Origin of the sequence: Paenibacillus amylolyticus, from assembly GCF_051136285.1 — a bacterium.
Classification (GTDB): Bacteria; Bacillota; Bacilli; order Paenibacillales; family Paenibacillaceae; genus Paenibacillus; species Paenibacillus amylolyticus_F.
Window position 1 is genome coordinate 1,651,582 of the sequence record NZ_CP194938.1, and the last position, 26,552, is coordinate 1,678,133.

The following is a 26,552-nucleotide window of genomic DNA, read 5'->3' on the forward strand; positions in this document are numbered from 1 at the left end:
TTGTCTGGACAACCTGTTTGGTTCCCCGTTACCGTAATGATAAACGTTCCGCTTCAGTCGAAGTGAGGGACATTCTGACTATGCATGGTGGGAAAAATGACGATCTCTGACTTATCCGTTCTCATACATCTGCCGGAAGTGTGTCGGGGTCATCCCACAGTATTTCTTGAAAAGTCCACTGAAATAAGGTCTGTCCTCATACCCCAGCATCTGGCATATTTCCTGTACCTGCACACCCGCCACCAGTAGTTCCTTCGCCTTCTCCATCCTTAACTTCGTAATATATTGGATAAGCGTCATGCCCATCTCTTTCTTGAACGCATTCGCAAAGTAACTCGGGCTTAAGTGAACGGACTGCGCACACGTCTGCAGGGTAAGATTTTCGGACAGATTCATACTGATATACTCTTTTGATTTGCTGATCGCCTGTTTGACATCTGTAAGCCGTTTCTTATCCATGATCTCACAGCCCATGCTGCTAAAATGCTTGATGTATGCTCCCCAGCCGTCAAAGGTCAACGAGCGCATGGCTTCAAGCACGGTCAGATCTGCTTCCAGACGAAGACGCTCTTCTTCTGTGATTTCGTCACAGAATGCCCGGTAGATGGCAAATGCCAGTCCTGACAACAGACGAATCATCGTCAGCGGCTCGGGGAAACCTTTGGAGCTCTGCCATACTTCCAGAATCTCATCGATGATCCGGTGACAGGAACTCTCATTACCGCATTTTAGTGCGTAAAACAGTTCCTTTTCCTTTTCCAAAGGATAGACAGGAGCGCTCACTTCCTGATTCTCCAGGTCTGCATAGTTGAAAATACAGTTCCCCTCACTGTAAAAGCGATAGGATATCGCCTTATCTGCATTGGCATAGGATATCCAGATTTCCTGTGGTCTCCGGGCAATGGTGCCCAGACCAATGGAGATCGTCTTTTTGCTGTATTGTTCCACATTGTGACGACATTGCTCCATAAGCTCGGATACCTCAATCTGGTCGGATGAATCAAATATAGCTGCCAGCCGATATCGGTTTTCACGAAGTACAATACTTCTCGTATAACGATTTAATGTTTCGCTGACAATATTTTGCACTGCAAATGGGACAATCTCTGCATCCAGATGCATCGTGGAGCCGTATCGTGTATACCCGTCCACCTCGATGACCATCACATTCAGATTGGATGAATCCAGTTCAATGTTTAGCTCATTCCACCGGCTTTCATTCAGGAACCCTCCAATCTCATGCCGCAGCAGACCGAGTAGATAACTTTGACGTTCGTACTCGCTGCTACTAACTGCTTTTTGTTTCAGCTTCTGAAGTTGCTTCGACTTCGCTTGTTCGTTCTCAATGACTTGTCTCACTTTGAGCACCGCACCCAGTATTTCTTCGGGAGTAAACGGTTTGAGCAGATAATCGAAGGCTCCCAGTTTGATCGCTTCCTGAGCATATTGAAAATCGGAGTATCCACTGATAAAAATAAATTTGGTTCTCAGTCCGGCATCCATTGCCCGCTTCATGAGCTCGAGTCCGCTGAGCCGAGGCATTTTGATATCCGTGATCACAATGTCTGGCTGCTGTTCAACCAGAAGGGACCAGCCTTGTTCTCCATTGTTCGCTGTGCCGACAATCCGAACCTCATGCTCCGCCCAGGGAATGGTGGAAGCTATGCCCTTGACCACAGCCTGGATATCATCCATAACACACATCGTTAATTGCTCCATACGTACGCTCCCTCCTAGCTAATCGGAATGGTGATGACCACCGTAGTCCCCACGTTTATTTCACTATCAAATACAAGCGAAGCTTGCTCACCGTACTGCAGGCTTAATCGGTCAACCAGATTGGATATGGCATACCCCTTCCGTTCACCTCCAGATATTTCTTCTGCATGAACTTTCGCCACATCCATGCCGCATCCATTGTCCGTGACCTCCAATCGGAGTGTGTCTTCATGACGATCAATGCGGATGAGAATGCATCCCAGATCTTCCTTGTCATGAAAACCATGCAGGATCGCATTTTCAACCAGAGGCTGGAGCAGAATTTTCAAAATTTCGATACTCCTGCACGACTCCTCTGCCTCAATCCGGTATTCAAACAAGTCCTCGTAGCATTGCTGCTGCAGCTGCATATATTGCTCGACGTGTTTGATCTCCTGCTCTACGGTGGTCATGTCTTTCCCATCATTCAAGCCAAGCCTGAACAGCAGGGAGAGAGAGACAATCATGGCGCTGACATCCTTCTTCTCTCCACTCTCGCTTTTCCAGAACATCGTATTTAATGTGTTATACAGAAAATGAGGATCAACCTGAGCTTGAAGCGCCTTCACTTCCAGTCGCCGCTTGTCCTGTTCCGTGTCGCGCACCTCTTCAAACAAAATCTGAATCTGATCCAGCATTCGGTTGAAGCGATGGCCTACGGCACTGACTTCATCGTCATATTTGCTGCGAAACCGCACGTCCAGGTCATTGTACTCCACCTCAACCATGAGACGCCGCAATTTGTTCAGCGGTTTCAAGAGTGCCGAGGATAACAAGTCGGACAGCGCGAGCGCAAGCAAGATGCAGAACAACATAATCAGAATGACCAGCCAGCGAATCTTCTTCAGCGGAGATAACAAATCGGCTTTGGATTGCACACTGACCATGACCCAGTCCTCATTCATGGATAGAGCCGAGTAGTTCACCAGCATGTCTTGCCCCTGTCCGTTCGTATAGGTGAAGTCACCTGCTCCCCGATTTAAACGTTGTGCAAATCCAGGCTCCGTTACCAGATCAAATGTGCCTGCCTCCGGACGAATGACTTCACTTCCGTTTTTGTGTAATAAAAATAATTGCACCTGGCTGTTCATCAGATCCTGGTTCAGAATGTCCCGCATCGCGGCTTCCCTCATGTTGACGACCATGTAGACTTCCGTAAAAGTGTGGTTATCAACCACAATCGGTTTGAGCAATAGAGATAACACATTGCCACGGGATTGGAACAATTCACTGGGGTGCGAACCAAACCACATCGTATTCCAGCCGGTTTGTTTTACAACCTCTCCATACTCCTTGTCAAATGCAGTGCTTTGATTCGGGAAGTCTTTGGTTGAGAAAAAACTTCCGATCGGTGTCTTCAAGTAAGCCGTATCAATCAACGGCTCTACCAGCTTCAACTGAGCAAACGTTGTCTGAAGCAGAGAGAGATTCTGATAATAACGTTTATCATTATGATTACGAACATCCCGCATCACCTGTGTGAACGTGTCACTCAGCATGAACGAGTAGGATGACACCACGATGTGACGCAGATGTTCATCCATCACCTGTACCGACTTGTTCAGAATGCTTTTCTTTAACTCAAGGGCATTCCGCTCTATGCTTTTTGCAGCAAAAAGATATGAGCAGATGCCCGTCACACTAATACACAAAACAACGAGAAAAATATAGATGAGTTGTATTCGTTTTTTCAGAGACATTTTGTAGAAATAAGACATCATAGGCGGTCGCTCCTTGAACAAGGACTTGCCCTGTCCGCTGTAATTAAAAAGAGTATAGCACAGCGGAATCTGCACGGAATACCGTTCCCCAAATATCTCTGCCTCAGCTTTACCACCCTAACCTTTGACAGCCCCCAGCGTAACTTGCATGAATGATTTATTCGCAAAAATGTATACAACTAACAGTGGCAAAATGGACAGACATGCGCCAGCCATCATTAATTGAACCTCAGCTGCAGCCCCGATTCCGTAACGAAGGTTCGCCAGACCAACCGGCAATGTCTGCAGCTTGGGATTGCTCATCGTGAATACGAACGGAAGAATATATTCATTCCATGAATTCTGGAACACACCCAAACCAGCAACGGCCAGACCGGGACGCAGAAGTGGCAGGATAATCCGCCAATAGGTTGTGAAGAAATTACAGCCGTCAATCATCGCAGCCTCATCCAGTTCACGGGGAATACTCTTGAAGAACCCGACCAGAATAAAATACGTAGCCGCATGTGCACTGATTAATATGATGATGACACCCCATAACGAATTATTCAGACCCAGTTTGACCATAAGATCAAATTGCGGTCTGAGTACAACGGCACCAATCGAAATAAATAACGTGGATGCCATAAGCAGGGTGTATGCCTTTTTCCCTTTAAAATGAACCCGATCTACCGCATAAGCTGCCATCGAAGATATCAGCAGTGTACCTACAGTTGTAACAATACTTACAAAGACGCTGTTGATCGTAAAGCCGGAAAAATTCGCGGTCTTCCAAGCCTGAGCGTAGTTCGTAAATTGCCATATCTTCGGCCAGATCGTTGCTCCTCCGGTAAGTTCCTGGTTGGTTTTGAACGAGCCTAGTAACACCAGGATAATCGGGAACAGGGACAAAAGTGCAATAATCAGCAGAAAGATGAAGAGGATTGTTCGCTTCGTCCAGCGAGTCCAGCGGAATGAACTTGAATCGGAAGATGCAGGTGCAAGCACGGTTTGAGTCATCATCGTTTCCTCCTGTTCGTGATTAGTAGACATCATTAAGTTTTTTGGAAATTTGGAAGTAAATGAGCGTAACCGCCCCTACAATGAGAGCTGTCGTGAAGCCGACTGCACTTCCGTAACCGAGCTGTTGCAGGGACTGTGTGTCTGCTGAAACAGGGAACAACAGTTTGAACAGGTACAGATACATGACCTCTGTCTTGCCATAAGGCCCACCCTCGGTTAATACCATAATGCTCTCGTATCCTTTAAGTGCTGTGGTGATCGCAAGCATAATAATCATCTGCATCACAGGTCCAAGTAATGGAATCGTTACATTGCGCAATTTCTGAAACTCACTCGCTCCGTCTAGTGATGCCGCCTCGTACAGCTCCTCGGGGATGCTTTGCAGACCTGCAATGAACAATAACATGTAGTTCCCCACAGCGCCCCAGATGGCAATTATGATCGTAGTCAGCATCGCATGATTCGCATCCAGCCAACCAATCGGTGAGGAAATGATGTGATATTTGAGCAGCAGTTGATTCAAAATGCCGTTATATGAATTGAAAATGATAAAAAAAACAATCGCCATAACGGATGCACTGAAGATTGTCGGAAGATAAAAAACGGCCCTGAACAAGGAGCGTCCACGCCACTTGCGATTCAGGATAATGGCCAGAATAAGGGATAGCGGAATGGTGATGACGAGTTTACCCAGTGCGTATACCCCCGTATTTTTGACCGAGTCCCAGAACTGTCCATCACGCATAATACGTGCAAAGTTATCAAGTCCGATGAAGATCGGCTTTCCAATGCCCTGATAATCATAGAACATGTAGCGCAGAGCCCATAACAACGGATAGATTCCGAATACCAGTGTGAGAAAGAGACTCGGGATGATGAAGATGTAGGCGTTCAGTTTGGATGGTTTCATCAGAATCAGACCCCCTATAGCTTTTGAATGAAAGTATAGTGGGATTTACAACATATGCGGGATAGGGAAATCAACTTTCTACAGGGGAGGATGTAACTGCGTGCTAAAAGCAAAAAAACCTGCATAGGCGCAAAAAAAGCCCATACAGGTGTGCGGAAGAAAACTGTAAATCGTTGATAAAGCTGCTGCTCATGCGCTGTTTACCGACAATCAGACATCCCCTGCGGAAGCAAGGTAGCTTTGTATTTGTCAGGAGTAGCTGACATGATCATGTTATGTTAAAACACTTATTCTGCTTCTTCATATAGGCGGAGCAAATCGGTGAAATCTGAGATCAGCGCATCTGATCCGGCAAGCTCCTCGTCCCGGCCAAATCCGGCATAAGCACAGCCAATGACGGTCTGGTTGTTCATTTTGCCCGCTTCGACGTCCGAAGAACGATCCCCTACCATCCATGCATCTTGAATCCGGTGTTTCTCTAGCAGAATCTGCACCAAATTGATCTTGGAAGGTGTTTTGTACTGACCCGCACTGTAAACCCCTTCGAACAGCGGCATAATTTCATGTGCAAACGCAACACCTTTTACATAATCCTCCAGACCATTACTCGCAACAAACAAACGAATACCTTGGGCTTTCAGTGCTTCCAGCGTTTCTTTCACACCGGGATACAGTTTGGAATCGCCCCCATCCAGTCCTTCAATCTCGAGTTGCAGCAATAATTCATCTGCACGGCGATGAGCCGCTTCGGATGCCTCAGGCATAACCACTTTCCAGATATCTTCAAGCAGCATACCCAGACTTCCAAGCATCCGCTCTTCTGGCGGGGTTTCTCCTTCAAAATGTCCCTCAGCACGCAAGGTATCAAATAACTGCTGGTAGGCAGGCAAAAGCAAGGTCTCTGTCTGAAACAGCGTACCATCCATGTCAAAAATCATTGCTTCCGGTTTACGCAAAGCATTTTTTGTAGTCATATTCAAGTAACTTCCTTTCGGAGTAAGATTGATTTAATGGCTGTTCCGAAGTGCTTCAAGCACTTGTTGTGCCTCATATCCGTCGTGGAACGTATAAATTCTTCCAGGTTTGCCCTGAATCCTTGCGATTACATGTTTCAGGACAGGCAACTCACTGGAGGATTCCAACACTTCAACTGGAGAAAGCGGCTGTCCGATCTGCCCACTCATCAGTTCCTCCCAGTTTTCCAGCGCAATGGTACCTTCGGTGCCGTACACAACCATAGATACTCTCTCTTCACCGGCAAAATGAGAAATCCCCTGTAGATGAACACGGGTTCCGTCCTGCACTTCAAGCACAGCCTGTACTTCCTGTTCACACGCATCCGGTTGATCTGCCGGATAAGTCACTTGAGCGTTCAGTACACGGAGGCGTCCGAATACATTCTGGATCATATGAATCCAGTGAATGCCAACTTCGAGGATGAATCCTCCCTGTTCACGGCTTGTAATCCAGTCATTCTGCTGCCATGAGCGTGGCCACTGCGGGAATTGCAGAATCAGGTCGATTTTGCGAATGTCACCCACTTCATGTTGTTTAACCATCTCTCCCAGCTTTAACACGGCAGATTCATGCGGCATCGAGAAATGAACAGCGTGTACCACGCCAGCCTGCTCCGCAGCTTCCACCATTCTGCGTGCTTCGTCTAGACTGTTCGCCAGCGGCTTCTCACAGAACACATGAATACGGCGCTCCAGCACTTCCATAACGACCGGATAATGATATCTAGGTGGTACAGCAATATACACGAGATCAATCTGCTGTTCATCCAGCAGCTGCTTGTAGTCAAGATATGTTTTCACCGATGGATGGGTTGATGCAAAAGCCTGTAACCCATGCTCATTCGCATCACACACTGCAATAATCTCCACGGGTATATCCATTGATGTATTCTCCGCTTGATGAATCATATGTAAACCCATCTTACCCAGGCCGATTACAGCCATTTTCAATGATGTCATTGCCTTCCCTCCAATTCATTTTCAGTATAGCAGAAATCCTCGGTTATTTAAGTTGAACTCATGATTTTGTCCAATCCACTCCATTAACTTGTAAAGAATCGATCAACTTATAGACACGATGTTCAACTATCACGCTGTTGCATCATTGCGGTAATGCGACTAGGTAATAAGTTGCATAACATAAATTGCATATGTGAAGACAGGTTCATAAAAAATTAAACGTTCACAACTTAAGGCTTAGGAAATTTGGATCAGGAAAAAGATTGACAAAAAACCACAAAAAAAGATACCATTTCTAATACCAAGGAATCCTTCTTCTTACAACCTTAGACAAACACCAACATGCACAATCGGATAAACCTCCTGGTTCTAAAAACCTACTACTCGAAATGAGGTGTCCACGCGTGAGAACTGTTGCAGACTATTTAGCAGAAACGTTGCGCAATCTGGGTGTCACTCATGTATTTGGTATTATCGGCAAATCCATCTGTCCTGCTCTTCTGAAAATGGTAGATTACGGTCTGGAATTTATCCCTGGCCGCCATGAAGCCAGTTCAGGCTTCGCCGCATCGGGTTACGCATTGCAGACAGGCCGCTTGGGTGTCGCTGTTGCCACCTCAGGCCCTGGAGGAAGCAATCTGCTCACAGCTGCGGCTCATGCCAAAGCAAACAATCTTCCTGTGTTATTCCTTACCGGTCATCAATCCATTCAGGAACTGGGCATCCCCCAGTGTCAGGATTCCTCTTCTTATCTGGCCGATCTGGCTGAAATGTTCAAGCCTGCTACACTGTTCAGCAAACTGGTTGAGCGCGGAGATCACTTCGGAACTATTCTGAATCATGCCATTTCCATTGCACTTGGCCCAAACAAAGGCCCCGTGCATCTTTGTCTTCCTTTTGACGTGCAAACCGAACAGCTTGCATCCTGCCGCATTGTTATTCCTGAATCTGAGCCATTGCTCAGCATCTCTAATCTGAATCAAATACTGCCTTTAATCCAACAAGCACAGCGTCCACTGATTATTGCCGGTAAAGGCGTAACTCGTTCCGGGGCACATAAGGAACTGCAGCAACTAGCTGAAACGTTAAAAATTCCGGTTGTGACAACTCCCGGTGGCAAAGGAGCCATAGCATGGAATCACCCTTTGTATCACGGCCCTTGCGGTGTAGGCGGTTTCTCACATGGCGACGAGATGCTGAATCAAAGTGATCTGTATATTGTTCTCGGCTCCAGACTTAGCGATATGACGCTGTGTAATCTCAAACCAGATCATCATCCGGCACAACTGATTCAAATGGACACCGACCCAACCTTTGTAGGCAAAATTCTACAATCTCAGACCTTACATATTACAGGGGATATCAAGAATAATCTGCAATATCTGCTCAGTACCCTGCCGTCTGCTACAGCATCTGTTTCCGAAGCAGTCACTGAGCCAGTTCAATATCAGTCCCCTTTACCGGAGTTGCCACATCTGTCTCTTGCTTCCGTGCTGGATCAAATGAGCGACCTGCTACCCTATGATCATAAATTGTTCGTTGATGATGGCAGCCATGGCTTTCACGCCGTCCAGCGCTATAAAGTGAAAAAGCCGGGCAGTTTCATATTTGATGCCTACTTTGCCTGTATGGGGAATGCCATCGGTATGGCTATTGGCGCCAAAGCTGCTTCACCCGAAGAGACGGTGATCTGTATCACTGGAGACGGATGTTTTATGATGCTGGGCACGGAAATCAATACGGCTGTATGCAAAAATATTCCTGTCATTTTTATCGTTGTCAACAACAAACAGCTGGACATGGCCCTGAAAGGTATGGAAAAAACGACGGGACGCATCGATGGTACACTCTTCGAAATTCCCATGGATGCCGTCAAATTTGCCGAGTCACTGGGAGCCACGGCTTTCCGTACAGAAACGTTGGCGCAGTTCTCTGACGCGCTGGAGGCTGCTTTGAAGTTAAAACAGGTCGCTGTAATCGAGCTGCTGACTGATCGGGACGAAATCCCGCCAACGGCACACCGGGTTGTCAATTTGAATTAGGAGGCAAAGTCATGAGTGAACAGGTGACGCAAGGTTTAGAACGCTTTAGCAAGCTTTCCGGAGAATATGGTGCGAAGGCATTTGCACCGATTAAGGAACATTTTCCCGAGCTATCCGAGTTCATTATGGGAACAGTATATGGTGATATTTTTCAGCGGACAACGATTACGGACCAGTGGAAAGAAGTCGCTATAATCTCGTCGTTAATCACGCAGGGACAGTTCGAGCAACTCGGTGTCCATTATGCCATGGCTCTAAGCGTAGGAGTTACCTTCGATGAACTTAAGGGAATATTACTCCATCTGGCGCCATGCGTAGGCGCTCCACGTATTATCAGCGCTTTTAAGGTATTACTTGCCACTCTTGAGGAAATCCAGTAATTCAACATTCTACATTTTTATACACTATTCGACCTTTTTATTGATCTTTTTACATTATTACCTTTATAATATGGGTAAATTATCCTTCCGGCTTAACAACCTGGTACCCCTCTCTTTAGGGTCTAATGGACGGCATCATTCCATAGAGGATAGCTTTCACTCATATTACAAAGGGGAGAGAACACGTAATGGGAAAATTTATTCTAAAGACGGATGCTTCAAACAAGGTGTTGTACATTGAATTGGAAGGTTCTTTTTCTCAAGAGGATGGTCTTCGTTCGATCTCGGCGTATCAGGATACGATTTCTTCCATTAACACCCAGGAATTCAACCTGGACATTGACTGCAAAAAGCTAAATGTTACCGCCCCTGAGATCGTACCTCTTCTTGAGGGATGCCTGGCCATGTTCAAAAAAGACGAATACAAAAAAGTAGTGTTAACCCTGGAGAACAACGCCATTTTAAAAATGCAACTTGCCAGACTGGGTCGGACCGTAGGGCTCAACAATCTGGAAATTATTTCGGCGTAACTCCTTAGATTGCCTGGTGTTTTCATCACAGCTCTGCCTTTCCACTTAAGAGGAGGATGACGATGGCTGGAATTCGTATTGTCGATATCGATATGTATCACCCGGAAACCAAGGTGCACAACGACTTTTATATTGAACACTTTGATGCAAGAGGGGTGGATATCCGTGGTTTGTTAAAAGCACTCGGGCGTGAATCACGTTACAAAATTGATCATGCTGACGAAAACTCACTGACAATGGCCTTCGAAGCGACCCGAAATCTGCTGGCTAAAACCGGATTAACCGGCCAGGATATCGACTTGATTGCTTATGCAAGCCAGACACCTGAATATATTTTCCCTACGAATTCCTTAATGATTCATCATCTGATCCATGGAGCATCTCACACCATTTGTATTGATAGCAATGCCAACTGTGCAGGTATGACTGCGGCTTTTGAACAGGTCAGTCGGCAGATGCTTGGTAATCCAAGGATTAAACGTGCTTTAATCATCGGCTCAGATTATGTGGCCCCACATGCCAGTCCGGATGATCCGGTTTATTTTGCAAATTTCGGAGATGCAGCAGCAGCCGTAATTGTCGAACGGGATGAACATGCTGTTGGATTTATCGATTCAATCTATCAGACGGATCCCTGCGTATATCAAAATTCACTATTTCCGGCGGAGGGGCTTGCCAAGCTCGGAAGCACCGGTGTGGATGCAGGAGCTTTCCATGTAAAATTCACACCGTTTGACGACTCGATCTGTGTCGATGCCGCTTCAGAATCCATTCGTACGTTACTAACACGCAATGAAATCAGACCAGATGAGGTCAAAGCTGCCTGTTTCTCCCAACTGTCGATTGCCAACATTCGTGCGGTATCCAAAAATATCGGCATTGATGATACCATCGCTGTCTATATTGGAGATGAGTTCGGTTACACCTCCACCAGCAGTCCGTTTATTGCACTGCATCGAGCGATAACCTCCGGCAAGATACAGCGTGGTGACAAAGTGTTGTTCTGGACCGTTGGAGCTGGATGGCAAAATGTTGCCATGGTCGTTGAATACTAAGAGCGCGTTTAATTCGAATTCACTTCTTATAAAATTAAATTCACCCCTGAATATCATTAGCCAACCTTTTTGGGTTAACTTTTAATTCAGGGGTGAGTATTTTTAATATGAAGATGTAGTATAAATCAAAATAATTTCAAAATTAAAAACTAATTACTTCTCCAATCCGCATTTACAGGAACATCCACTTGGAAGAAATCGGTATTTAATTCCATGCGAACACTTTGAGACTTTGCCTGAGGACTATTTACAGTATATGTATTTCCTCCTTTTACATCTCTTAACCAAGAACCATTTCCTCCGCTGGATTCAGTTCGTGCATCTAGTTCCGCCCCACCTGTTGAATGCATTTGTAATCCTGCCAACGCCCCTGTCTTTAATTTAGTTTGGGAACTCGAATAAAGACTTCCATGTAAGTCCTGGAACTACATCGCTTATTGATTCCCAATCTGCTCCCGCAGAAACGGCACTTGCAAATAACATACTGGCAATCATACTTCCAACAATTATTTTCTTCTTACGCACTCTAAATCATCTCCTTATATTGGAATACAATGTAAATCATAATATAATTAATTATAAAAATACATCCTTTTTTTTTCGAGAAAAAATATGTTAAATTATATCTTCAAAGAATTAATATGGTTTTTTATACAGAATCAATTTTAAATTCCCCATTACAGAAAAGGAGTAACTCTATGAGAAAAAGATTGATTGAAATTTCAAATTCATATCGTCTCCCAAACCTACTCTTAACAGTTATATTTACAGCATTTATGTTGGGCTTTGGTATCTATCGAAGCAAGTCCTACACCCTACGAGATTCTTTAGATTATTACGGGTTGATCATTGAATCTATATTACCGTTATTCTTTCCTGCTTTAGTAGTGTTGATTTTTGTTACCTCATTCGCTGGAGAAATTAAGCACCGTTTTTTAGTTTATACTCGTACTCGCAGACCAATACTTGAAACACTAAAAATCAAACAGCAAGCAAATATCATAATTACATTCATAGTTTTTTTTCTGATGATATTTATTCCATTTATTTATGTGTTCTATATAGATCCTATGATGGGGAAAACAGTTTTTTATCCTGAGTACTACAATCTAACAAAAGAAAATATTACACAGGATACGTATAATCGTCATACATTTACTAATTTTCTTGAATACGGAAAATTGATATTTGGACTAACTTATTCGACATGGGTGGGCATTAATGCCTGTTTATATGCAGCTATCACTTTTCAATTAGTTCTATTAACTCGGAACACTTTGCTCGCATTGTCAATTCCGTTTATAGCATATGTTGTAGGTAGCTTTACTTTAAGCGCTCTCAAACTTCAAGCTTTTCAACCCAATCAAGTCGTTTTTCCTTTGGGGCATTCACAGGAGCCAATTTGGACATCTCTACTCTATATTACAATCTTATTAAGTATTCTTATCGTCCTAAATAATCTAACTAAGCAAAAATACTTGCGTGGGGATGAGTCATAATGAGAATGTTTAAAAATTCCGCCAATGAACTTTTTTCATTGAAATGGCTCTTTCTTATAACTGCATTCGTTCTCTTCGGCTGGATAAATAGACAGATTGTTGTACAAAATTCTGTAACTCATCAAGTTAAAATTAATATTTGGGATATATGGCTCAGTCAGCAAATGAATGCAACTTTTCTTATTTATATTTTCTTACCAGTTGTAATCCTTTCATCAGTATTAAGCATCCAAAATAACTATACTTATCCAATTTTAGTACGTACAAGAAGTTGGTTCCGTTGGATCCTTTTTTCCTTCAATTCAAATATACCTAATTCGTTATCCATATTGACATACTTTGTGGTAACTTCTTGGATAATGACAACGGGATCACAACTTGAAACAGTATGGAGTCCATTCAGTATGTTGCCAGTTACTTCATTCAATTGGATTAGCTCTATTGGATATGAGAGCGGATTAACTCCATATTGGTTCCTTGTGCTCAATGTTATCCAATTGTTAATATTTCAGATCCTTCTGCATGTTTTTTTAAGTTGTTGCTATGTTTTATTTCCTCATATCTATTTCTTGATGGGCATGGGATTTTTGGTATTTCTTTATGGGGCATTAAGTTTACGTTATTTCCCTGATACATCTTTAACTTTATTCCGTTATATGTCTGTTGCTGCAAGTAAATTTTTGTATCCTTCCGTCTATCACGCAATGATTCTCCTACTATCTCTTATTTTTATTATTGTTGTGGGAACAATTTATTTGAATAAGACACCCATAAAATTAACAATTAGCCACCTCAAGGGTTATTTTGGATATATACTTTATTCTTTCATTTTACTGCTTGGCCTCTTAAGCCCGATTAACAGTACTAATGATCAGACAATATGGGATCTTGTTTATTCACGGTTCTATGGTTTTGACAGAAACGGAGAAGCAGTATTATCCATAATGCTATACTACTTTATAGTATTTATAGGATTTACATATATTCAAGCACTACTAGTCAATAATATTCTTGTGAACCGTTTTTATTATTCTCTTATACGCTATAAGAGCTACTGGCGTTGGTTCTTGGCTTATGTTATCCGAACTTGGGGTATAACTTTCATTTTTATATCTAGTATTACTGCTGTAACGATATTGATAGGAACTCTGTCTGGATTATCGTCACTCCCTACAATTACTTTCCTCCCACAAGTATCGGTTACACATTTACTCTACCATATGCTTGTCAATGGATGGCTGCAGCTTGTAAACTATCAACTCATGGTTTTTGTTATTTTCTGGATTTCTTCTCGCCCCTCTGTTCGAATCGGTGCTGTCATACTTATCATTACCATCTCAATACCAACCTTAAATAATGGGTGGCTACCTGCTGGATTAAATGCAATGGGTTATTTAACTCAGTCATGGAAAGAGACTCTGCAAATAACCTGTGTTCTTACGGCTTGGATCATTTTGATGTTAGGATGTATTGGTTATCTATTCAGAAAAAAACATTGGATGTTTGCACTTTAAATATTATTCCTTACGAAAGAGGTTGTTTAAATGAATGTTATTCGACTTGAAAATGTAAGTAAATCATACAAAGGAATCTCACTTTTTGAAAATGTTAATGCAATATTTGAGAAGGGTAAGATTTACGGAATTACTGGCCCCAACGGAGCAGGTAAATCTGTTTTGTTTAAACTTATATGCAAGTTTATCAAGCCAGACTCTGGAGCTGTGTATATACATCCTGAATTTATGAGAAAAGGAACTGACTTTCCACAACAGTTTGGTATTATAATCGACCGTCCAGGCTACATTGCTGGTTTAACTGGTTATCAGAACCTTAAACGCTGGGCACAGATCCAGAATCGCATCTCTGATCAAGATATTTATTCTTCCATGAAACAAGTTGGACTTGATCCAAATTTAAAACAAAAAATGAAAAATTACTCTTTAGGTATGAAGCAAAAAATTGCTTTAGCACAAGCTATTATGGAGAATCAACAGATTCTTATTCTTGACGAGCCTTTCAATGCATTAGATGCTGATAGTGTCCAGAAAATCAGAACACTACTTAAACTCTTTAAAGAAGAAGGGAGAACAATCTTACTTACCAGCCATCAGCAGGAGGACATAGATATTCTTTGTGATACAGTGTTCCAAATTAATCAAAATACTTTAAAAAAAATAAGATAATCCATTTTCAAAATTGTAAATACAACTAATATAACAAGGGATTCAATCTAAAACAAAGATTGGATCCCCTGTTTTAAATATCAAAATATTTTTTTCGTCTCCCGATCATCCTTCAGAATCTCAACAGCCTCTCTGAACCGTAGCGAGTGCACAATCTCACGTTCCCGCAGAAATTTCAGACTATCCTGCAAGTCCACGTCATCTGTTAAATCAATTAACCATTGATATGTAGCCCTAGCTTTCTCTTCAGCTGCGATATCCTCGTACAAATCGGCGATGGGGTCGCCCTTCGCTTGAATATAGGAGGCCGTGAAGGGTACACCAGCAGCGTTGTTATAGAAAAGTGCCCGATCATGTCCTGCATAGTGAGCATCCAAACCGGCCTGCTCCAGCTGCTCCATCGTGGCATCCTTGGTGAGTTTATAGATCATCGTTGCAATCATTTCGAGATGAGAAAATTCCTCCGTCGCGATATCATTTAACAGACCGATAATTTTGTCAGGGATGGTATAACGCTGATTCAGATAGCGTAAGGCCGCCGCGAGTTCTCCGTCCGCACCACCATATTGTTCCATCAACAGCTTTGCCATATGAGGATCACATTTACTCACCCGAACCGGGTATTGCAATTTCTTTTCATAAACCCACATGTACCGGACGCCTCCTTTGATTTTATACTTGCCAAGGCCAAGGTGTCTGGGACCACTCCCACGGATATTTGGAAAAGGCATGACCAAAATTCGTCAACGGACCGTATAATTGCTGAAATTCATGTGCAACACGCATACGTTCCTGACTAAATTTGTTGTACTGCTCAATGCTTTGAAAATCTCCCGGATGTGTATCCAGATAAAGATTCAGCTCGACCAGAACAAAATCCAGCGCCTGCAACTCCTCCAACAGTTCGTAATATTGGGCGTCACAAGGCTTCGGCTGTTCCTTCTCCATCATTCTCCACCGCCCTTTCCTTCATTTTTTTTGAGGTATACGGACTATACAGTGCTGGCCACAACGTGCCCAGTCTTAAGGCTTCAGCTGGGCTGTATTGCGGCCAACCCATGGGCTGAAAGGGAATAAATAATTGCGGTGGAACCAGATACGTACGAACACCTAGAGGTTTACACGGATCAAATGGCCCCACAAAAGGAACATAAGCCCGTACCTGAGGATCTTTCAATCGAAACGCCTCCTTTATCATCCAAAGACATGCATTCTGCATTCCTTCACAAGGCATGCAGTACATTCCCATCATTTCCTGTCCTTATAACCATATGTCGCACTGGGCAAGATAATCCCTTTTTACAAAACTATGAGCTAAATTTTGCTTTTTGCAGAGCAAGCTTACTTTCTACTGCTATGCAAAAAGACCTTCAAAAGGTGCCGGTGCACCACTTCAAAGGTCTTGTCTGTTTTCTATTGTTTATCATGTATCATCAATCTAAGTAATAGTAGTTCACTGTTCCTCTTCCAGGTCTGTATCTTCTGCTTTCGTTTGCTTGTACACTTTGACCCGGTTAATTCGTAAACGTGCAGACTCTTCCACTTCAAAGACATAACCGTTCCGCTCACGTGTTTTGCCCTTGGCTGGACTACCTTCCAGCTCTTTGAACAACCATCCGCCAATGGTATCTACCTCTTCGTCCTCGATGATCGCTCCAGTCCATTCATGCACTTCTTCAATCAGCGAACGTCCGTCGATCGAAAACGCATCACCAATCCGTTCCATATGTGGACGCTCATCCTCGAACTCATCATACAGATCTCCAACGATCTCTTCCAGAATTTCTTCGGCCGTCAGCAGTCCTGCAGTACCCCCATATTCATCGACGACAAGAGTCATCTGGGAATGTTTTTTCTGCATCAGTCGTAACACATGGCTGATCTCCATCGACTCGGGTACGTTCAGAATTGGACGCACAAGTGAAGCTAGATCCTGTTGCTGCTCCGGTTCCGCCAGCAGCAGATCGGTGATATGGATAAACCCGATAATCTCGTCCTTATCCTCCACCGCTACCGGGTAACGGGAATGCTTCGTTGCGTTGATGATCTTTAGATTTTCCTCCAGCGACAGATGGGTATACAAACAGTTCATATCTGTACGAGGCAACATAACCTCACGAGCCAGCATGTCAGAGAAATCAAAGATATTATCCATCAGCTTGATCTCATCCTTGTCGATAACACCACTTTTGGCACTCTGCTTCATCAGAATGCGAAGCTCATCCTCGGAATGTGCTTCACTTTCACTCGCCGGTTCAATACCAGCCAGACGTAATAAAGCATTCGCCGATGCATTAAGAACCCAGATGAACGGAAAGAAAATTTTATAAAATAACAGCAACGGTGCCGATAAAAGCAATGCTACCCCATCTGTTTTTTGAATCGCCAGCGATTTAGGAGCCAGCTCACCAAGCACAATGTGCAGAAACGTGATGATACAGAATCCGATAATAACGGATACTGTTGTAATCAGGCTTGTATCGGAAACACCCAGCTTAAACATCAGCGGTTCCACAAGCAGTTTGGAGATTGCAGGTTCACCTAACCATCCCAGTCCGAGAGATGTGAGCGTAATCCCGAACTGCGTTGCCGACAGATAGGCATCCAGTTTACCGTTCACCTTTAATGCATAACCAGCTAGGCGGTTTCCCTCACTCTGCAATTGTGTCAGGCGTGTCTGTCTTACTTTGACGAGAGAAAACTCCGCTGCCACAAATACGCCATTCAAAAATACGAGCAAAAAGACACAGACCAGATTATATACCAGTTGTCCAAGATGAAATTCGGTATGAATGCCCAAGATGTAACTCCCCTTCTCTGTCTATTTCAGGAATGCACCTGGAATAATTAACATTTAACGTGTAATTGCTTTTCTTGATTTGAAGTCCACACCTTTATAGTACATGTCAGCCACAAGCAGGTTCGGCCCGCAACACGATGCAGCATCGCAATGGCAGTTTACCGTCTGATTGAGTGGATGCTCCGCAGACCATTCGTGGAAGACATCATCCAGTTTACGATCATGAATATTACCGAATGCAGGGATATCTGCAAAATCAGTGACGTATACGTTACCGGTAAACATGTTGACATTCACACGGTTGCGTCCATCCGGATCATTACGAACCGTCACATTAGGTTCACTGTACAAACGATTAATCAGCTCACGATCCTGCTCGGCCGCACTGCATGCGAAGAACGGCAGCGTTCCGAAGAGCATCCACATGTCTTTATCACGGACATCAAGCAACTTGTGAATGGCAGCTCTCATATGATCCAGCGAGAGTACTGGCAGAGAGGTTGCAAAGTTAGAGCTATACATCGGATGTATTTCGTGCCGAACGCAACCCATCTCCCGTATTAATTGATGGATGCCATCCAGCTTATCGTGCGTACGATAATTAATCATCGACTCCGCAGAGATAAACATGCCGGCTTCACTCAACTTACGGGAGTTCTCAATCATCTTTTCATACATTTTCACAGCAACTTCACGCTTCACTGATCTGCCACTGTTGGCAAACCCGACCTGATGGAAATCATCCGCATTCAGGTAATTGAATGAAATGTGCATCACATCCAGGTATGGAAGCAGCTTCTCATATCGGCTGATATCCAGCGTCAGATTGGAATTAATCTGAGAACGAATCCCGCGTTCTTTGGCATATTTAAGCAGTGGAATGATCATTTCATCCACCGTCTTTTGGCTAAAACTGGGTTCGCCGCCCGTCAGACTAATCGTCTGAAGATGTTCTACCTCATCCAGTCGCTTCAACATAAGTGAGAGCGGAAGTGCAGGTGCCTCTTGCATCGTAAGCATATCCCCTACGGCACAGTGCTCACAGCGCATGTTGCACAGATGTGTCACTGTCATTTCTACACTGGTCAGCACATGGCGGCCATATGTACGCAGAGAGCCAATCGGATCCCACGGATCATTTGTTGGCGATAAAGGCATCGGTTGTACCGATCCTGAGTTTAGCATGGTCATAGTTCTTCACCTTATTCCTTTTATTAACCTAAAAAGTTTTATTTACATCATATCTTAGATACCTTTTTTGGGAGTTATCTTTTATCATAGCACAATTACGAATCTCCCTGCACAGCCAAACCCTGTCCATTACATGACAAAAACGCTCAGCATCTTCGGGAATTAGCTTCATATATCCCATATGACCACCTGAGCGCTTGCACTATATTTCGTTGGCTAACTATTCAACTGCTCATGTTTCAGAAGCGAAGCAGAATTTTCCGCTCCCTCCACTCCTGTAATCATGACGGAAAGCTTCGTTGCAAGGTTTATCTCGTATGGTGCACTGAGCACCTGACCTTCTGCATCCTTGAGAACACGAATTAGCGGCCGCTGTGGCACGCGAGGTTGAATCGCGGCTACGACGCCAACTTCCCCAGTGCTCAGCGTTACGGAAATACCTACGGGATAGATCGCCACACAGTCTCTGAACTTTTCAAGCATTCGCTGCTCATAAAGGATTCCCGAGCCTGTGTACAGTACTTCTACCGCTTGATGAGGTAACAACGCTTGACGATAGACCCGATTGGTCGTCATGGCATCATATGAATCGGCAAGAGCAATCCACTTCGCATATTCATGAATTTCATTGCCTTTCAAACCAAAAGGATAACCACTGCCATCAATTCGTTCATGGTGCTGCAGTGCGCAGTGTGCTGCAAGTAAGGGAATGCCGGGTTCATCCTTGAGAATACGGTGCCCATACGTCGTATGCTGCTGAATTATCTTGTATTCTTCATCACTAAGACGTGAAGGCTTATGTAAAATGTCCGAGGAAATCTGTGTTTTTCCGATATCATGCAGCAGAGCGCCCAGACCAATCTCCATAAGCTGCTGGCGTGTATAACCTGAGGCTACACCGAGTACAAGCGTATACACACAAACATTGAGTGAGTGATTATAGAGGTCAAAATCGCTGGAGTTCATGTCCATTAACATGATCATCGCTTCTTTTTGACTGCCGATATCCTCCAGAATGCTGTTCATTACACCGCTAAGCGCTTTCCCAAAGTGTGTGATTCGGTTTTTACTTTTGAAACCGGACATATGTTGAAATTGCTGTTTGATCTCCACAAGTGCCCTTCGCTTGGTATCTTCCTGTAACATGTCGGGCACGATAATGTCTTCTGTCGCAGCATCCTGAATATAGACATATCCAATCCCAAGATCTTTCAACCGCTCGATTAACCGGCTCGTCAGTTCTACATCCTCACTGAGTAAAACCAGGCCTTCCTCACTAAAAATTCGTTTCCCCAGCTTCATGCCAGGCTGCAATAAGTTTATATGTACTAAACGCACAGCCTATCCTCTCCCGCTCCGTAGATGTAATGATCACTAGCCGCCGCATCAGCAGAAGGCAGTCATGTTCTAACTTTGAATCCAGCGGCTACGCAGGCTCTCCTCCAGTGCCCCTGGTCGTTTTAATTCCCTTTCCAGCAAATCACGTATGAATTCCGGAAGGTAATATTGGATGTTGCTTCCTTGAGCCAAAGAAGGATATCCTACATTAAACGTAAACATGTCAAGCGTTCCAACAATATATTTACGTTGCTCTTCTATAGGTATACCGTTCACATGAATGGATTGAATCTTATCATAGGCTGGCGCACTGGGATCATAACGAACTTCCATTCCATCCACGCATAACGTCCCTAGAATTCGCCCCCGAAAACCAAAACCCACAATGGATCTAGAGATGAACTCTTCCAGCAGTGACTGCTCCAGAGCTTCACGAATCTGATAACCATTCAAGCATATTGTACAAGCATTTATAGGAGATGGACATAGGGAATGTAACATTCCTTTGGTAATGTCCCCCTGCGGGAGGTTTCCGAGCAACTGCCCCGCATTCACAAGTGATAGTTCTGCTCCCGTAAAATGCAGGACGGCTTGTGCAAGCAAGGTAGCAAAAGGAGATTCCCGCTCGTAATGAACAGGCAACGTACGATCTGTGATTACGGCTGTTTGATCCAGCATTCTTTCAGCTTCTACACCGTTTGTAGCGATAGCCAAAGACACCTGCTCATCGAGCATATTACTTTGTACCGGCACACAACCGCTGCGTACCAACTGTATAGGCTCTGCTTCGCCTGCTCTTTCCAACACAACCTTCCCAAGCCATTGTCCAAATTTCCCGGCGGCTCCCAGCACAGTCTTGCCGATCATCAAAGGCTCTTCCAGTACATGATGGGTATGTCCACCCAGGATAATATCAATACCAGACACCTGTTCCGCCAGTCTTTTATCCGTTGAAAGACCTAGATGGGACAAAACAATAATGATATCTACGTCTTCCCGAAGCGTCTTCACCTGATCTTGTAACGTCTCTACAGGATCCGTCACTTGCCAGCCCATGAGTTCATAGAAGGTATTAAATGGGGCCGTTGCTCCCAATAGACCAATGCGAAATGGTCCCTTTTCAATAATACTCCAAGGTTTCATCCAAGCTGGGGGATGTCCTGTATCCTGTTCGAGCACATTGCCACATACAATCGGACAAAGGAGTCCGGTATAGGACTGGGCGAGCTGGTCTGGCGTAAAGGTTAACCCCTCATTATTACCAATCGTAATGGCGTCATAGCCTGTGAGATTGAGCACGTCCACATTAGCCATGCCCAAGGTACCTTCCGTTTCAACAGCCATTCGATCCATATGATCACCAATATCAAGAACAAGCAGATGCCCTGCTTGAGCACGTTCCTCACTAATCATGGCAGCGATCGCGCTCATGGAGCCGAAATGACTGTGAATATCATTGGTGTGCAGAATGGTTAATGTTTGCATCTCGCTGCTGCGCATTACATTGCCTCCCCTGCCGTTCATTAAACGTACATTCTTCTAATGGACAAGCATAACATTTTCTACGTCGTTATGATATATTTATAGGGTTTAGAGATCAAAAAGGAGCGATTCATTCCATGAAATTTACAATTCAACTATTTGCAGGTATTGCAGAACGTTTAAATACATCCCAAATAGAATTTGAGTATGACGGTGACGCGCCCACGGCTTCCAAGCTCAAAGAACAATTAGGCCAGGCTTATCCTGAAGCTGCCTCACAGATTCGTTCCTCCTTTCTGGCAGTAAACCAGAATTATGCTCCCGCCGATACACCACTTAAGGTGGAAGACGAACTGGCTTTGATTCCTCCTGTATCCGGAGGGGATGGCACTGTTAGACCTCATGATGATAAACAGCCACATACCCAAGAGCATCGCACAGAGGATGGCCTGTATATGATTACCCATGCTCCGTTGTCTGTTGAGGACACCACAAATTTGGTGATTACCGCCAATCATGGTGCCGCTTTAACTTTTGTAGGTACGACACGTGAAATGACCGGCGAACAACGCACGGTACATCTGGAATATGAAGCCTATGTACCCATGGCTCTGTCCCATATGGCTGCGATCGGCACGGAAATTGCTGAACGCTGGCCTGGTGTACGCTGTGCGATCAGTCATCGAATTGGCAAAGTAGACGTGGCAGAGATTAGTGTCGTTATTGCGGTATCCTCACCTCATCGCAGCGACTGTTATGATGCAAGCCGTTATGCTATTGAAAGGCTCAAACAAACCGTACCGATCTGGAAAAAAGAAATTTGGGAAGACGGTTCGGAATGGAAAGGTCATCAACTAGGACCGTGGAACCCTATGAATTAGAAAAAGTGGGTCTATTCGCTGTTTACGGAGTTAAATGAACAGTAAATAAGTCGTTGTCAACCCATTTTTTTCTTGCTATTATAATAATATGTGTCGATATTAGTCGAGGAAAAGGTGGTTTATACGTGAGAGTGCATGTTACAGATCTTAAACCCGGCGACCTGCTAAAAAATGATATCTACAACACTTCAGGTCTCCACATGCTGATGAAAGGTTCCGTTCTCAGTGAAGATGATATATCTAAACTGCTGCATCATGGAATTGATTTCGCAGATGTAGAACATACATCCAACCTTCACTCTGATGAACAAAACTTGCCTTCCGATCAGACCCGTCTGTTAACCAATCTGTTTAACGACACGATCAAAGGTACAGAATCCCTGTTCCAACAAGCCATAGAAAAAGGCTTTATTGATGAGTCGCAGGTTGATGAAATTTTGGGCACCTTAACGGGACAGCTCGAAAAACAAAAAGATGTTGTCTCCCTGCTCCTAATGTTGGATGGAGACAGTGACTACACTTATAATCACTCCTTGCAAGTTGGTATGCTTGCTTTTTATATTGCCGGCTGGATGGGCTACGATGCCGATGAATGTCTTACAGTAGCCAAAGCAGGGTATCTACATGATATTGGTAAGTCCAAAATTCCTTCTGAAATTTTACATAAACCAGGCAAACTAACCACAGAAGAATTCGCAGAAATGAAAAAACACACCTTTTACGGTTACGATATTATTAAAGCTTCCACAGAGGATGAAATCATTGCCATGGTTGCCCTTCAACATCATGAGCGTGAAGATGGGAGTGGTTATCCGCATGGTTTGCGAGGAGATGAAATTCATCCCTATGCTCGTATAACAGCTGTAGCTGACGTGTACAGTGCGATGACAACGAATCGGGTCTATCAGACCAAACAAGAGCTGATTTCTGTTCTGTGCGAACTGTACAGCCTCAGTTTCGGTCAGTTGAATGGCGAAGCTACTCAGGAACTGATCAAACATATGCTTCCGAATTTTATAGGCAAAAAAGTACTCCTCACAACAGGACAGACGGGTGTCATTGTCATGAATAATCCGGCTGACTACTTCCGCCCACTCGTTCAAACCTCTACGGCCTTTATCGATTTAGCAAAAGAAAGAGATATCGCAATCGTTGAGATTTATGTGCAATAAGTCGAGTTTTCAGAAAAACATAAAATCAAAGGGAAGCTCGACCGAGCTTCCCTTTAATCTGTCTTACGTATATTCAATGGATTAAGTTATACACAGAATGCTTTTGTGATGATAACCAACAGGATGAACAGTACCAAAATTGCGCCAACCGATGTACATGGGTTGTATCCACCTACACCACCTACACCACCAACGTTACCTTTACAGCCATAACCTACTTCGCTCATGTGATTGCCTCCTCTTTATCAGGTATACCCTAACATATGACACTTCCCTGCTGGAGGAACCGGGCGAAACGGCAATCTTCCCGATTTGGTTCATAGCCCATAGAAGACCCACATATGTTTCTTATACTGACCTTCCAGCTTTAATCCGCTTGTTGTACCTGTATTCCTTTTTCCTTCCGATACATGATCACAAGTGTTCTCCAAAAGTCATAACTTCCCGTGTGATCCTGAATATAGGGACGATAATAAGCCAGTGCCTCTTGTGCCCAGTCAGGGCAGCTCATATTCGATAATTGCTTCTGTTCTTGAATCCAGCTGCCCTGAAGCTCCAGTTGCTTCTGCATAAGCGTTACCAATTGCTTTTCCTCACTTGTCATCGGCGAACCCTCCTCTTCCTGAGAGATCGTTCCATGTTCTTTTAACAAATAGGCTGTTGGTTCAACGACTCCATGTTCACTTGCGGTGTATCCGTACGAAGGTGAGCTTGTTTTTCGAATCTCATAATGCACATGGGGACCTGTGCTCTGCCCTGTACTGCCTTGATATCCAATAAGCTGACCTCGCTTCACCTGCTGGCCTACACGGACAGCAATACGTGAAAGATGAGCATAACAATGCAGGTATTCACGATGATCCTCCAAGGCTACGGTGAGCCCGTATCCCCCAAAGCCGGAGCCTGTGCGTCCTTCCGCTGCAAAACGTACCTTTCCTTCAAGAAAAGCGTATACAGGGCCATTCCAGGGTTCGGTGACCAGGTCTACCCCTCGATGAAACGTCTGGCCTCCATGTATAGGATGAATTCGATAACCGAATGAACTTGTAATTCGATACCCTTCGAAAGGGTTTGCATTCATAGCATCACATCCTTTTCTATCATTTAATGCTTAACTCTATGAATTGGCCTGTGCTATTAGTCTTATTTTTACAATTCAAATCAAAGATTACTCACTTTATGGCAAAAAAAAAGACGAACCATGACAGTTCGTCTTTTCCCATTTCATATATCTTAACCGATGGAACCTTCCATCTCGAATTTGATCAATCTATTCATCTCAACGGCATACTCCATCGGCAATTCTTTTGTGAACGGCTCAATGAAGCCCATGATGATCATCTGTGTTGCTTCCGCTTCGGTCAGACCACGGCTCATCAGGTAGAAGAGTTGATCCTCAGACACTTTGGACACCGTTGCTTCATGCTCCAGCATGATGTTATCATTCATGATTTCGTTGTAAGGAATCGTATCCGATGTGGACTCATTATCGAGAATGAGTGTATCACATTTGATGTTGGATTTCGCGCCCTCAGCTTGACGTCCAAAGGAAGCCAGACCACGGTACGTTACTTTACCACCATGTTTACTGATCGACTTGGATACGATCGTGGAAGTTGTATCCGGTGCGAGGTGAATCATTTTCGCGCCTGCATCCTGGTGCTGGTTTTTACCTGCAACAGCGATGGACAGAACGGAACCTTTAGCACCACGGCCTTTCAGCACAACCGCTGGGTATTTCATCGTCAGTTTGGAACCGATGTTACCATCGACCCATTCCATCGTTGCGTTCTCTTCAGCAACCGCACGTTTCGTAACGAGGTTGTAGATGTTTGGTGCCCAGTTTTGGATCGTTGTGTAACGAACACGAGCATTTTTCTTACAGATGATCTCAACTACCGCACTGTGCAGAGAGTTCGTGCTGTAGATCGGAGCTGTACAGCCCTCAACGTAGTGAACAAAGCTGTCTTCGTCTGCAATGATCAATGTACGCTCGAATTGACCCATGTTTTCGGAGTTAATACGGAAATACGCTTGCAGAGGCACTTCACATTTTACGCCTTTAGGTACGTAGATGAAGCTTCCTCCAGACCATACCGCACTGTTCAGGGCAGCAAATTTGTTATCTGCTGGCGGAATAACGGTAGCGAAATATTCACGCAGGATTTCCGGGTGCTCTCTGAGAGCCGTATCCGTATCCATGAAGATTACGCCTTGGTCTTCCAGTTCCTTTTGCATATTGTGGTATACAACCTCTGATTCATACTGAGCCGATACCCCTGCCAAGAACTTTTGCTCTGCTTCCGGAATACCCAGTTTATCAAACGTTTCTTTGATTTCGGAAGGAACCTCTTCCCATGTTTTCCCTTGCTTTTCTGAAGGGCGAACATAGTATTGAATTTCGTTGAAGTCCAGTCCGTCCAGATCGCCGCCCCATTTAGGCATTGCCATTTTCTCAAACTGTTTCAAGGATTTCAAACGGAATTCCAGCATCCATTCAGGTTCGTTCTTGATTTTGGAAATTTCCGTTACAACTTCCGCTGTCAGACCTTTGCCGGTTTGAAAGATGGATTTATGCTCATCGCGAAAACCATATTTGTACTCTTCCATTTCTGGTGCTTTTTTAGCCATC

Annotated in this window: 27 protein-coding genes; 9 read left to right on the forward strand and 18 right to left on the reverse strand. The window is 44.1% G+C overall.

Annotation, left to right across the window (positions count from 1 at the left end; translation table 11 throughout):
• Nucleotides 1-111 precede the first annotated feature (111 nt).
• The 6 genes from ACR8BL_RS07280 to ACR8BL_RS07305 form a co-directional block, all read right to left on the reverse strand.
• Entirely contained in the window at nucleotides 112-1,719 is a 1,608-nt protein-coding gene (locus ACR8BL_RS07280) for a response regulator (protein WP_434751981.1), read from the reverse strand.
• 14 nt (nucleotides 1,720-1,733) lie between these two features.
• Nucleotides 1,734-3,479 carry a cache domain-containing sensor histidine kinase gene (locus ACR8BL_RS07285; protein WP_434751982.1) on the reverse strand — a complete coding sequence of 582 codons (1,746 nt, stop codon included), beginning with the start codon at nucleotides 3,477-3,479 and terminating at the stop codon, nucleotides 1,734-1,736.
• 117 nt (nucleotides 3,480-3,596) lie between these two features.
• A complete protein-coding gene (locus ACR8BL_RS07290) occupies nucleotides 3,597-4,478 on the reverse strand; it encodes a carbohydrate ABC transporter permease (protein WP_434753044.1) in 882 nt (293 codons plus the stop codon).
• A 22-nt stretch (nucleotides 4,479-4,500) separates the two neighbouring features.
• Nucleotides 4,501-5,391, reverse strand: coding sequence for a carbohydrate ABC transporter permease (locus ACR8BL_RS07295; RefSeq protein WP_311279140.1), 891 nt, complete (start codon nucleotides 5,389-5,391; stop codon nucleotides 4,501-4,503).
• Nucleotides 5,392-5,678: 287 nt separating this feature from the next.
• Entirely contained in the window at nucleotides 5,679-6,365 is a 687-nt protein-coding gene (locus tag ACR8BL_RS07300) for an HAD family hydrolase (protein WP_434751983.1), read from the reverse strand.
• A 33-nt stretch (nucleotides 6,366-6,398) separates the two neighbouring features.
• A complete protein-coding gene (locus ACR8BL_RS07305) occupies nucleotides 6,399-7,367 on the reverse strand; it encodes a Gfo/Idh/MocA family protein (protein WP_434751984.1) in 969 nt (322 codons plus the stop codon).
• Between the two features lie 404 nt (nucleotides 7,368-7,771).
• Between ACR8BL_RS07305 and ACR8BL_RS07310 the strand changes: the two genes are divergently transcribed.
• The 4 genes from ACR8BL_RS07310 (at nucleotide 7,772) to ACR8BL_RS07325 (ending at nucleotide 11,374) form a co-directional block, all read left to right on the forward strand.
• A complete protein-coding gene (locus tag ACR8BL_RS07310; protein ID WP_434751985.1) occupies nucleotides 7,772-9,409 on the forward strand; it encodes a thiamine pyrophosphate-binding protein in 1,638 nt (545 codons plus the stop codon).
• A gap of 11 nt (nucleotides 9,410-9,420) precedes the next feature.
• Nucleotides 9,421-9,789 (forward strand): carboxymuconolactone decarboxylase family protein, encoded by a 369-nt coding sequence (locus tag ACR8BL_RS07315; RefSeq protein ID WP_434751986.1) that lies wholly within the window; start codon nucleotides 9,421-9,423, stop codon nucleotides 9,787-9,789.
• Nucleotides 9,790-9,977: 188 nt separating this feature from the next.
• On the forward strand, nucleotides 9,978-10,319 hold the full coding sequence (locus ACR8BL_RS07320; protein WP_434751987.1) for a hypothetical protein: 342 nt from the start codon (nucleotides 9,978-9,980) through the stop codon (nucleotides 10,317-10,319).
• A gap of 62 nt (nucleotides 10,320-10,381) precedes the next feature.
• Nucleotides 10,382-11,374, forward strand: coding sequence for a 3-oxoacyl-[acyl-carrier-protein] synthase III C-terminal domain-containing protein (locus ACR8BL_RS07325; protein WP_434758338.1), 993 nt, complete (start codon nucleotides 10,382-10,384; stop codon nucleotides 11,372-11,374).
• Between the two features lie 149 nt (nucleotides 11,375-11,523).
• Here ACR8BL_RS07325 and ACR8BL_RS07330 read toward each other — a convergent pair whose 3' ends face one another.
• Both ACR8BL_RS07330 and ACR8BL_RS07335 read right to left on the reverse strand, forming a co-directional pair.
• Complete coding sequence (locus ACR8BL_RS07330; RefSeq protein ID WP_434751989.1) at nucleotides 11,524-11,739, reverse strand: hypothetical protein; 216 nt, start codon at nucleotides 11,737-11,739, stop codon at nucleotides 11,524-11,526.
• Between the two features lie 16 nt (nucleotides 11,740-11,755).
• Nucleotides 11,756-11,899 (reverse strand): hypothetical protein, encoded by a 144-nt coding sequence (locus ACR8BL_RS07335; protein ID WP_434751990.1) that lies wholly within the window; start codon nucleotides 11,897-11,899, stop codon nucleotides 11,756-11,758.
• Nucleotides 11,900-12,072: 173 nt separating this feature from the next.
• Between ACR8BL_RS07335 and ACR8BL_RS07340 the strand changes: the two genes are divergently transcribed.
• From ACR8BL_RS07340 to ACR8BL_RS07350, 3 genes are read left to right on the forward strand one after another with little or no spacing between them, the layout of a single operon-like run.
• Entirely contained in the window at nucleotides 12,073-12,873 is an 801-nt protein-coding gene (locus ACR8BL_RS07340; RefSeq protein WP_434751991.1) for a hypothetical protein, read from the forward strand.
• Nucleotides 12,873-14,387: a hypothetical protein gene (locus ACR8BL_RS07345; protein WP_434751992.1), complete on the forward strand. Its 1,515-nt coding sequence runs from the start codon at nucleotides 12,873-12,875 to the stop codon at nucleotides 14,385-14,387. The genes ACR8BL_RS07340 and ACR8BL_RS07345 overlap by 1 nt, the downstream gene beginning before the upstream one ends.
• A gap of 30 nt (nucleotides 14,388-14,417) precedes the next feature.
• Entirely contained in the window at nucleotides 14,418-15,056 is a 639-nt protein-coding gene (locus ACR8BL_RS07350) for an ABC transporter ATP-binding protein (RefSeq protein ID WP_434751993.1), read from the forward strand.
• An 80-nt stretch (nucleotides 15,057-15,136) separates the two neighbouring features.
• Here the strand turns inward: ACR8BL_RS07350 and ACR8BL_RS07355 are convergent, their stop codons facing one another.
• From ACR8BL_RS07355 to ACR8BL_RS07385, 7 genes are all read right to left on the reverse strand, one after another.
• Nucleotides 15,137-15,706: a manganese catalase family protein gene (locus ACR8BL_RS07355; RefSeq protein WP_434751994.1), complete on the reverse strand. Its 570-nt coding sequence runs from the start codon at nucleotides 15,704-15,706 to the stop codon at nucleotides 15,137-15,139.
• Between the two features lie 22 nt (nucleotides 15,707-15,728).
• Nucleotides 15,729-16,007 (reverse strand): spore coat protein CotJB, encoded by a 279-nt coding sequence (locus ACR8BL_RS07360; RefSeq protein WP_434751995.1) that lies wholly within the window; start codon nucleotides 16,005-16,007, stop codon nucleotides 15,729-15,731.
• Complete coding sequence (locus tag ACR8BL_RS07365) at nucleotides 15,976-16,254, reverse strand: spore coat associated protein CotJA (protein WP_434751996.1); 279 nt, start codon at nucleotides 16,252-16,254, stop codon at nucleotides 15,976-15,978. The genes ACR8BL_RS07360 and ACR8BL_RS07365 overlap by 32 nt, the downstream gene beginning before the upstream one ends.
• Before the next feature lie 255 nt (nucleotides 16,255-16,509).
• Nucleotides 16,510-17,856 (reverse strand): hemolysin family protein, encoded by a 1,347-nt coding sequence (locus tag ACR8BL_RS07370; RefSeq protein ID WP_434751997.1) that lies wholly within the window; start codon nucleotides 17,854-17,856, stop codon nucleotides 16,510-16,512.
• Nucleotides 17,857-17,910: 54 nt separating this feature from the next.
• Entirely contained in the window at nucleotides 17,911-19,047 is a 1,137-nt protein-coding gene (gene yfkAB / locus ACR8BL_RS07375) for a radical SAM/CxCxxxxC motif protein YfkAB (protein ID WP_434751998.1), read from the reverse strand.
• 216 nt (nucleotides 19,048-19,263) lie between these two features.
• Nucleotides 19,264-20,385, reverse strand: a complete 1,122-nt coding sequence (locus tag ACR8BL_RS07380) for an HD-GYP domain-containing protein (RefSeq protein ID WP_434751999.1) — start codon at nucleotides 20,383-20,385, stop codon at nucleotides 19,264-19,266.
• Nucleotides 20,386-20,454: 69 nt separating this feature from the next.
• Nucleotides 20,455-21,885 carry a bifunctional metallophosphatase/5'-nucleotidase gene (locus ACR8BL_RS07385; protein ID WP_434752000.1) on the reverse strand — a complete coding sequence of 477 codons (1,431 nt, stop codon included), beginning with the start codon at nucleotides 21,883-21,885 and terminating at the stop codon, nucleotides 20,455-20,457.
• A 119-nt stretch (nucleotides 21,886-22,004) separates the two neighbouring features.
• Here ACR8BL_RS07385 and ACR8BL_RS07390 point away from each other — a divergent pair, with 119 nt between their 5' ends.
• Together ACR8BL_RS07390 and ACR8BL_RS07395 are read left to right on the forward strand one after the other, a co-directional pair.
• Nucleotides 22,005-22,748, forward strand: a complete 744-nt coding sequence (locus tag ACR8BL_RS07390; RefSeq protein WP_434752001.1) for a molybdenum cofactor biosynthesis protein — start codon at nucleotides 22,005-22,007, stop codon at nucleotides 22,746-22,748.
• A 125-nt stretch (nucleotides 22,749-22,873) separates the two neighbouring features.
• Entirely contained in the window at nucleotides 22,874-23,920 is a 1,047-nt protein-coding gene (locus ACR8BL_RS07395; RefSeq protein ID WP_434752002.1) for an HD-GYP domain-containing protein, read from the forward strand.
• Between the two features lie 86 nt (nucleotides 23,921-24,006).
• On the opposite strand, the gene ACR8BL_RS07400 is transcribed toward ACR8BL_RS07395, so the two are convergent.
• From ACR8BL_RS07400 to sufB, 3 genes are all read right to left on the reverse strand, one after another.
• Nucleotides 24,007-24,147: a hypothetical protein gene (locus tag ACR8BL_RS07400; protein ID WP_167375722.1), complete on the reverse strand. Its 141-nt coding sequence runs from the start codon at nucleotides 24,145-24,147 to the stop codon at nucleotides 24,007-24,009.
• Between the two features lie 140 nt (nucleotides 24,148-24,287).
• A complete protein-coding gene (locus ACR8BL_RS07405) occupies nucleotides 24,288-25,001 on the reverse strand; it encodes a M23 family metallopeptidase (protein WP_434752003.1) in 714 nt (237 codons plus the stop codon).
• A 152-nt stretch (nucleotides 25,002-25,153) separates the two neighbouring features.
• Nucleotides 25,154-26,551, reverse strand: a complete 1,398-nt coding sequence (gene sufB, locus ACR8BL_RS07410; protein WP_434752004.1) for a Fe-S cluster assembly protein SufB — start codon at nucleotides 26,549-26,551, stop codon at nucleotides 25,154-25,156.
• Nucleotide 26,552 lies beyond the last annotated feature (1 nt).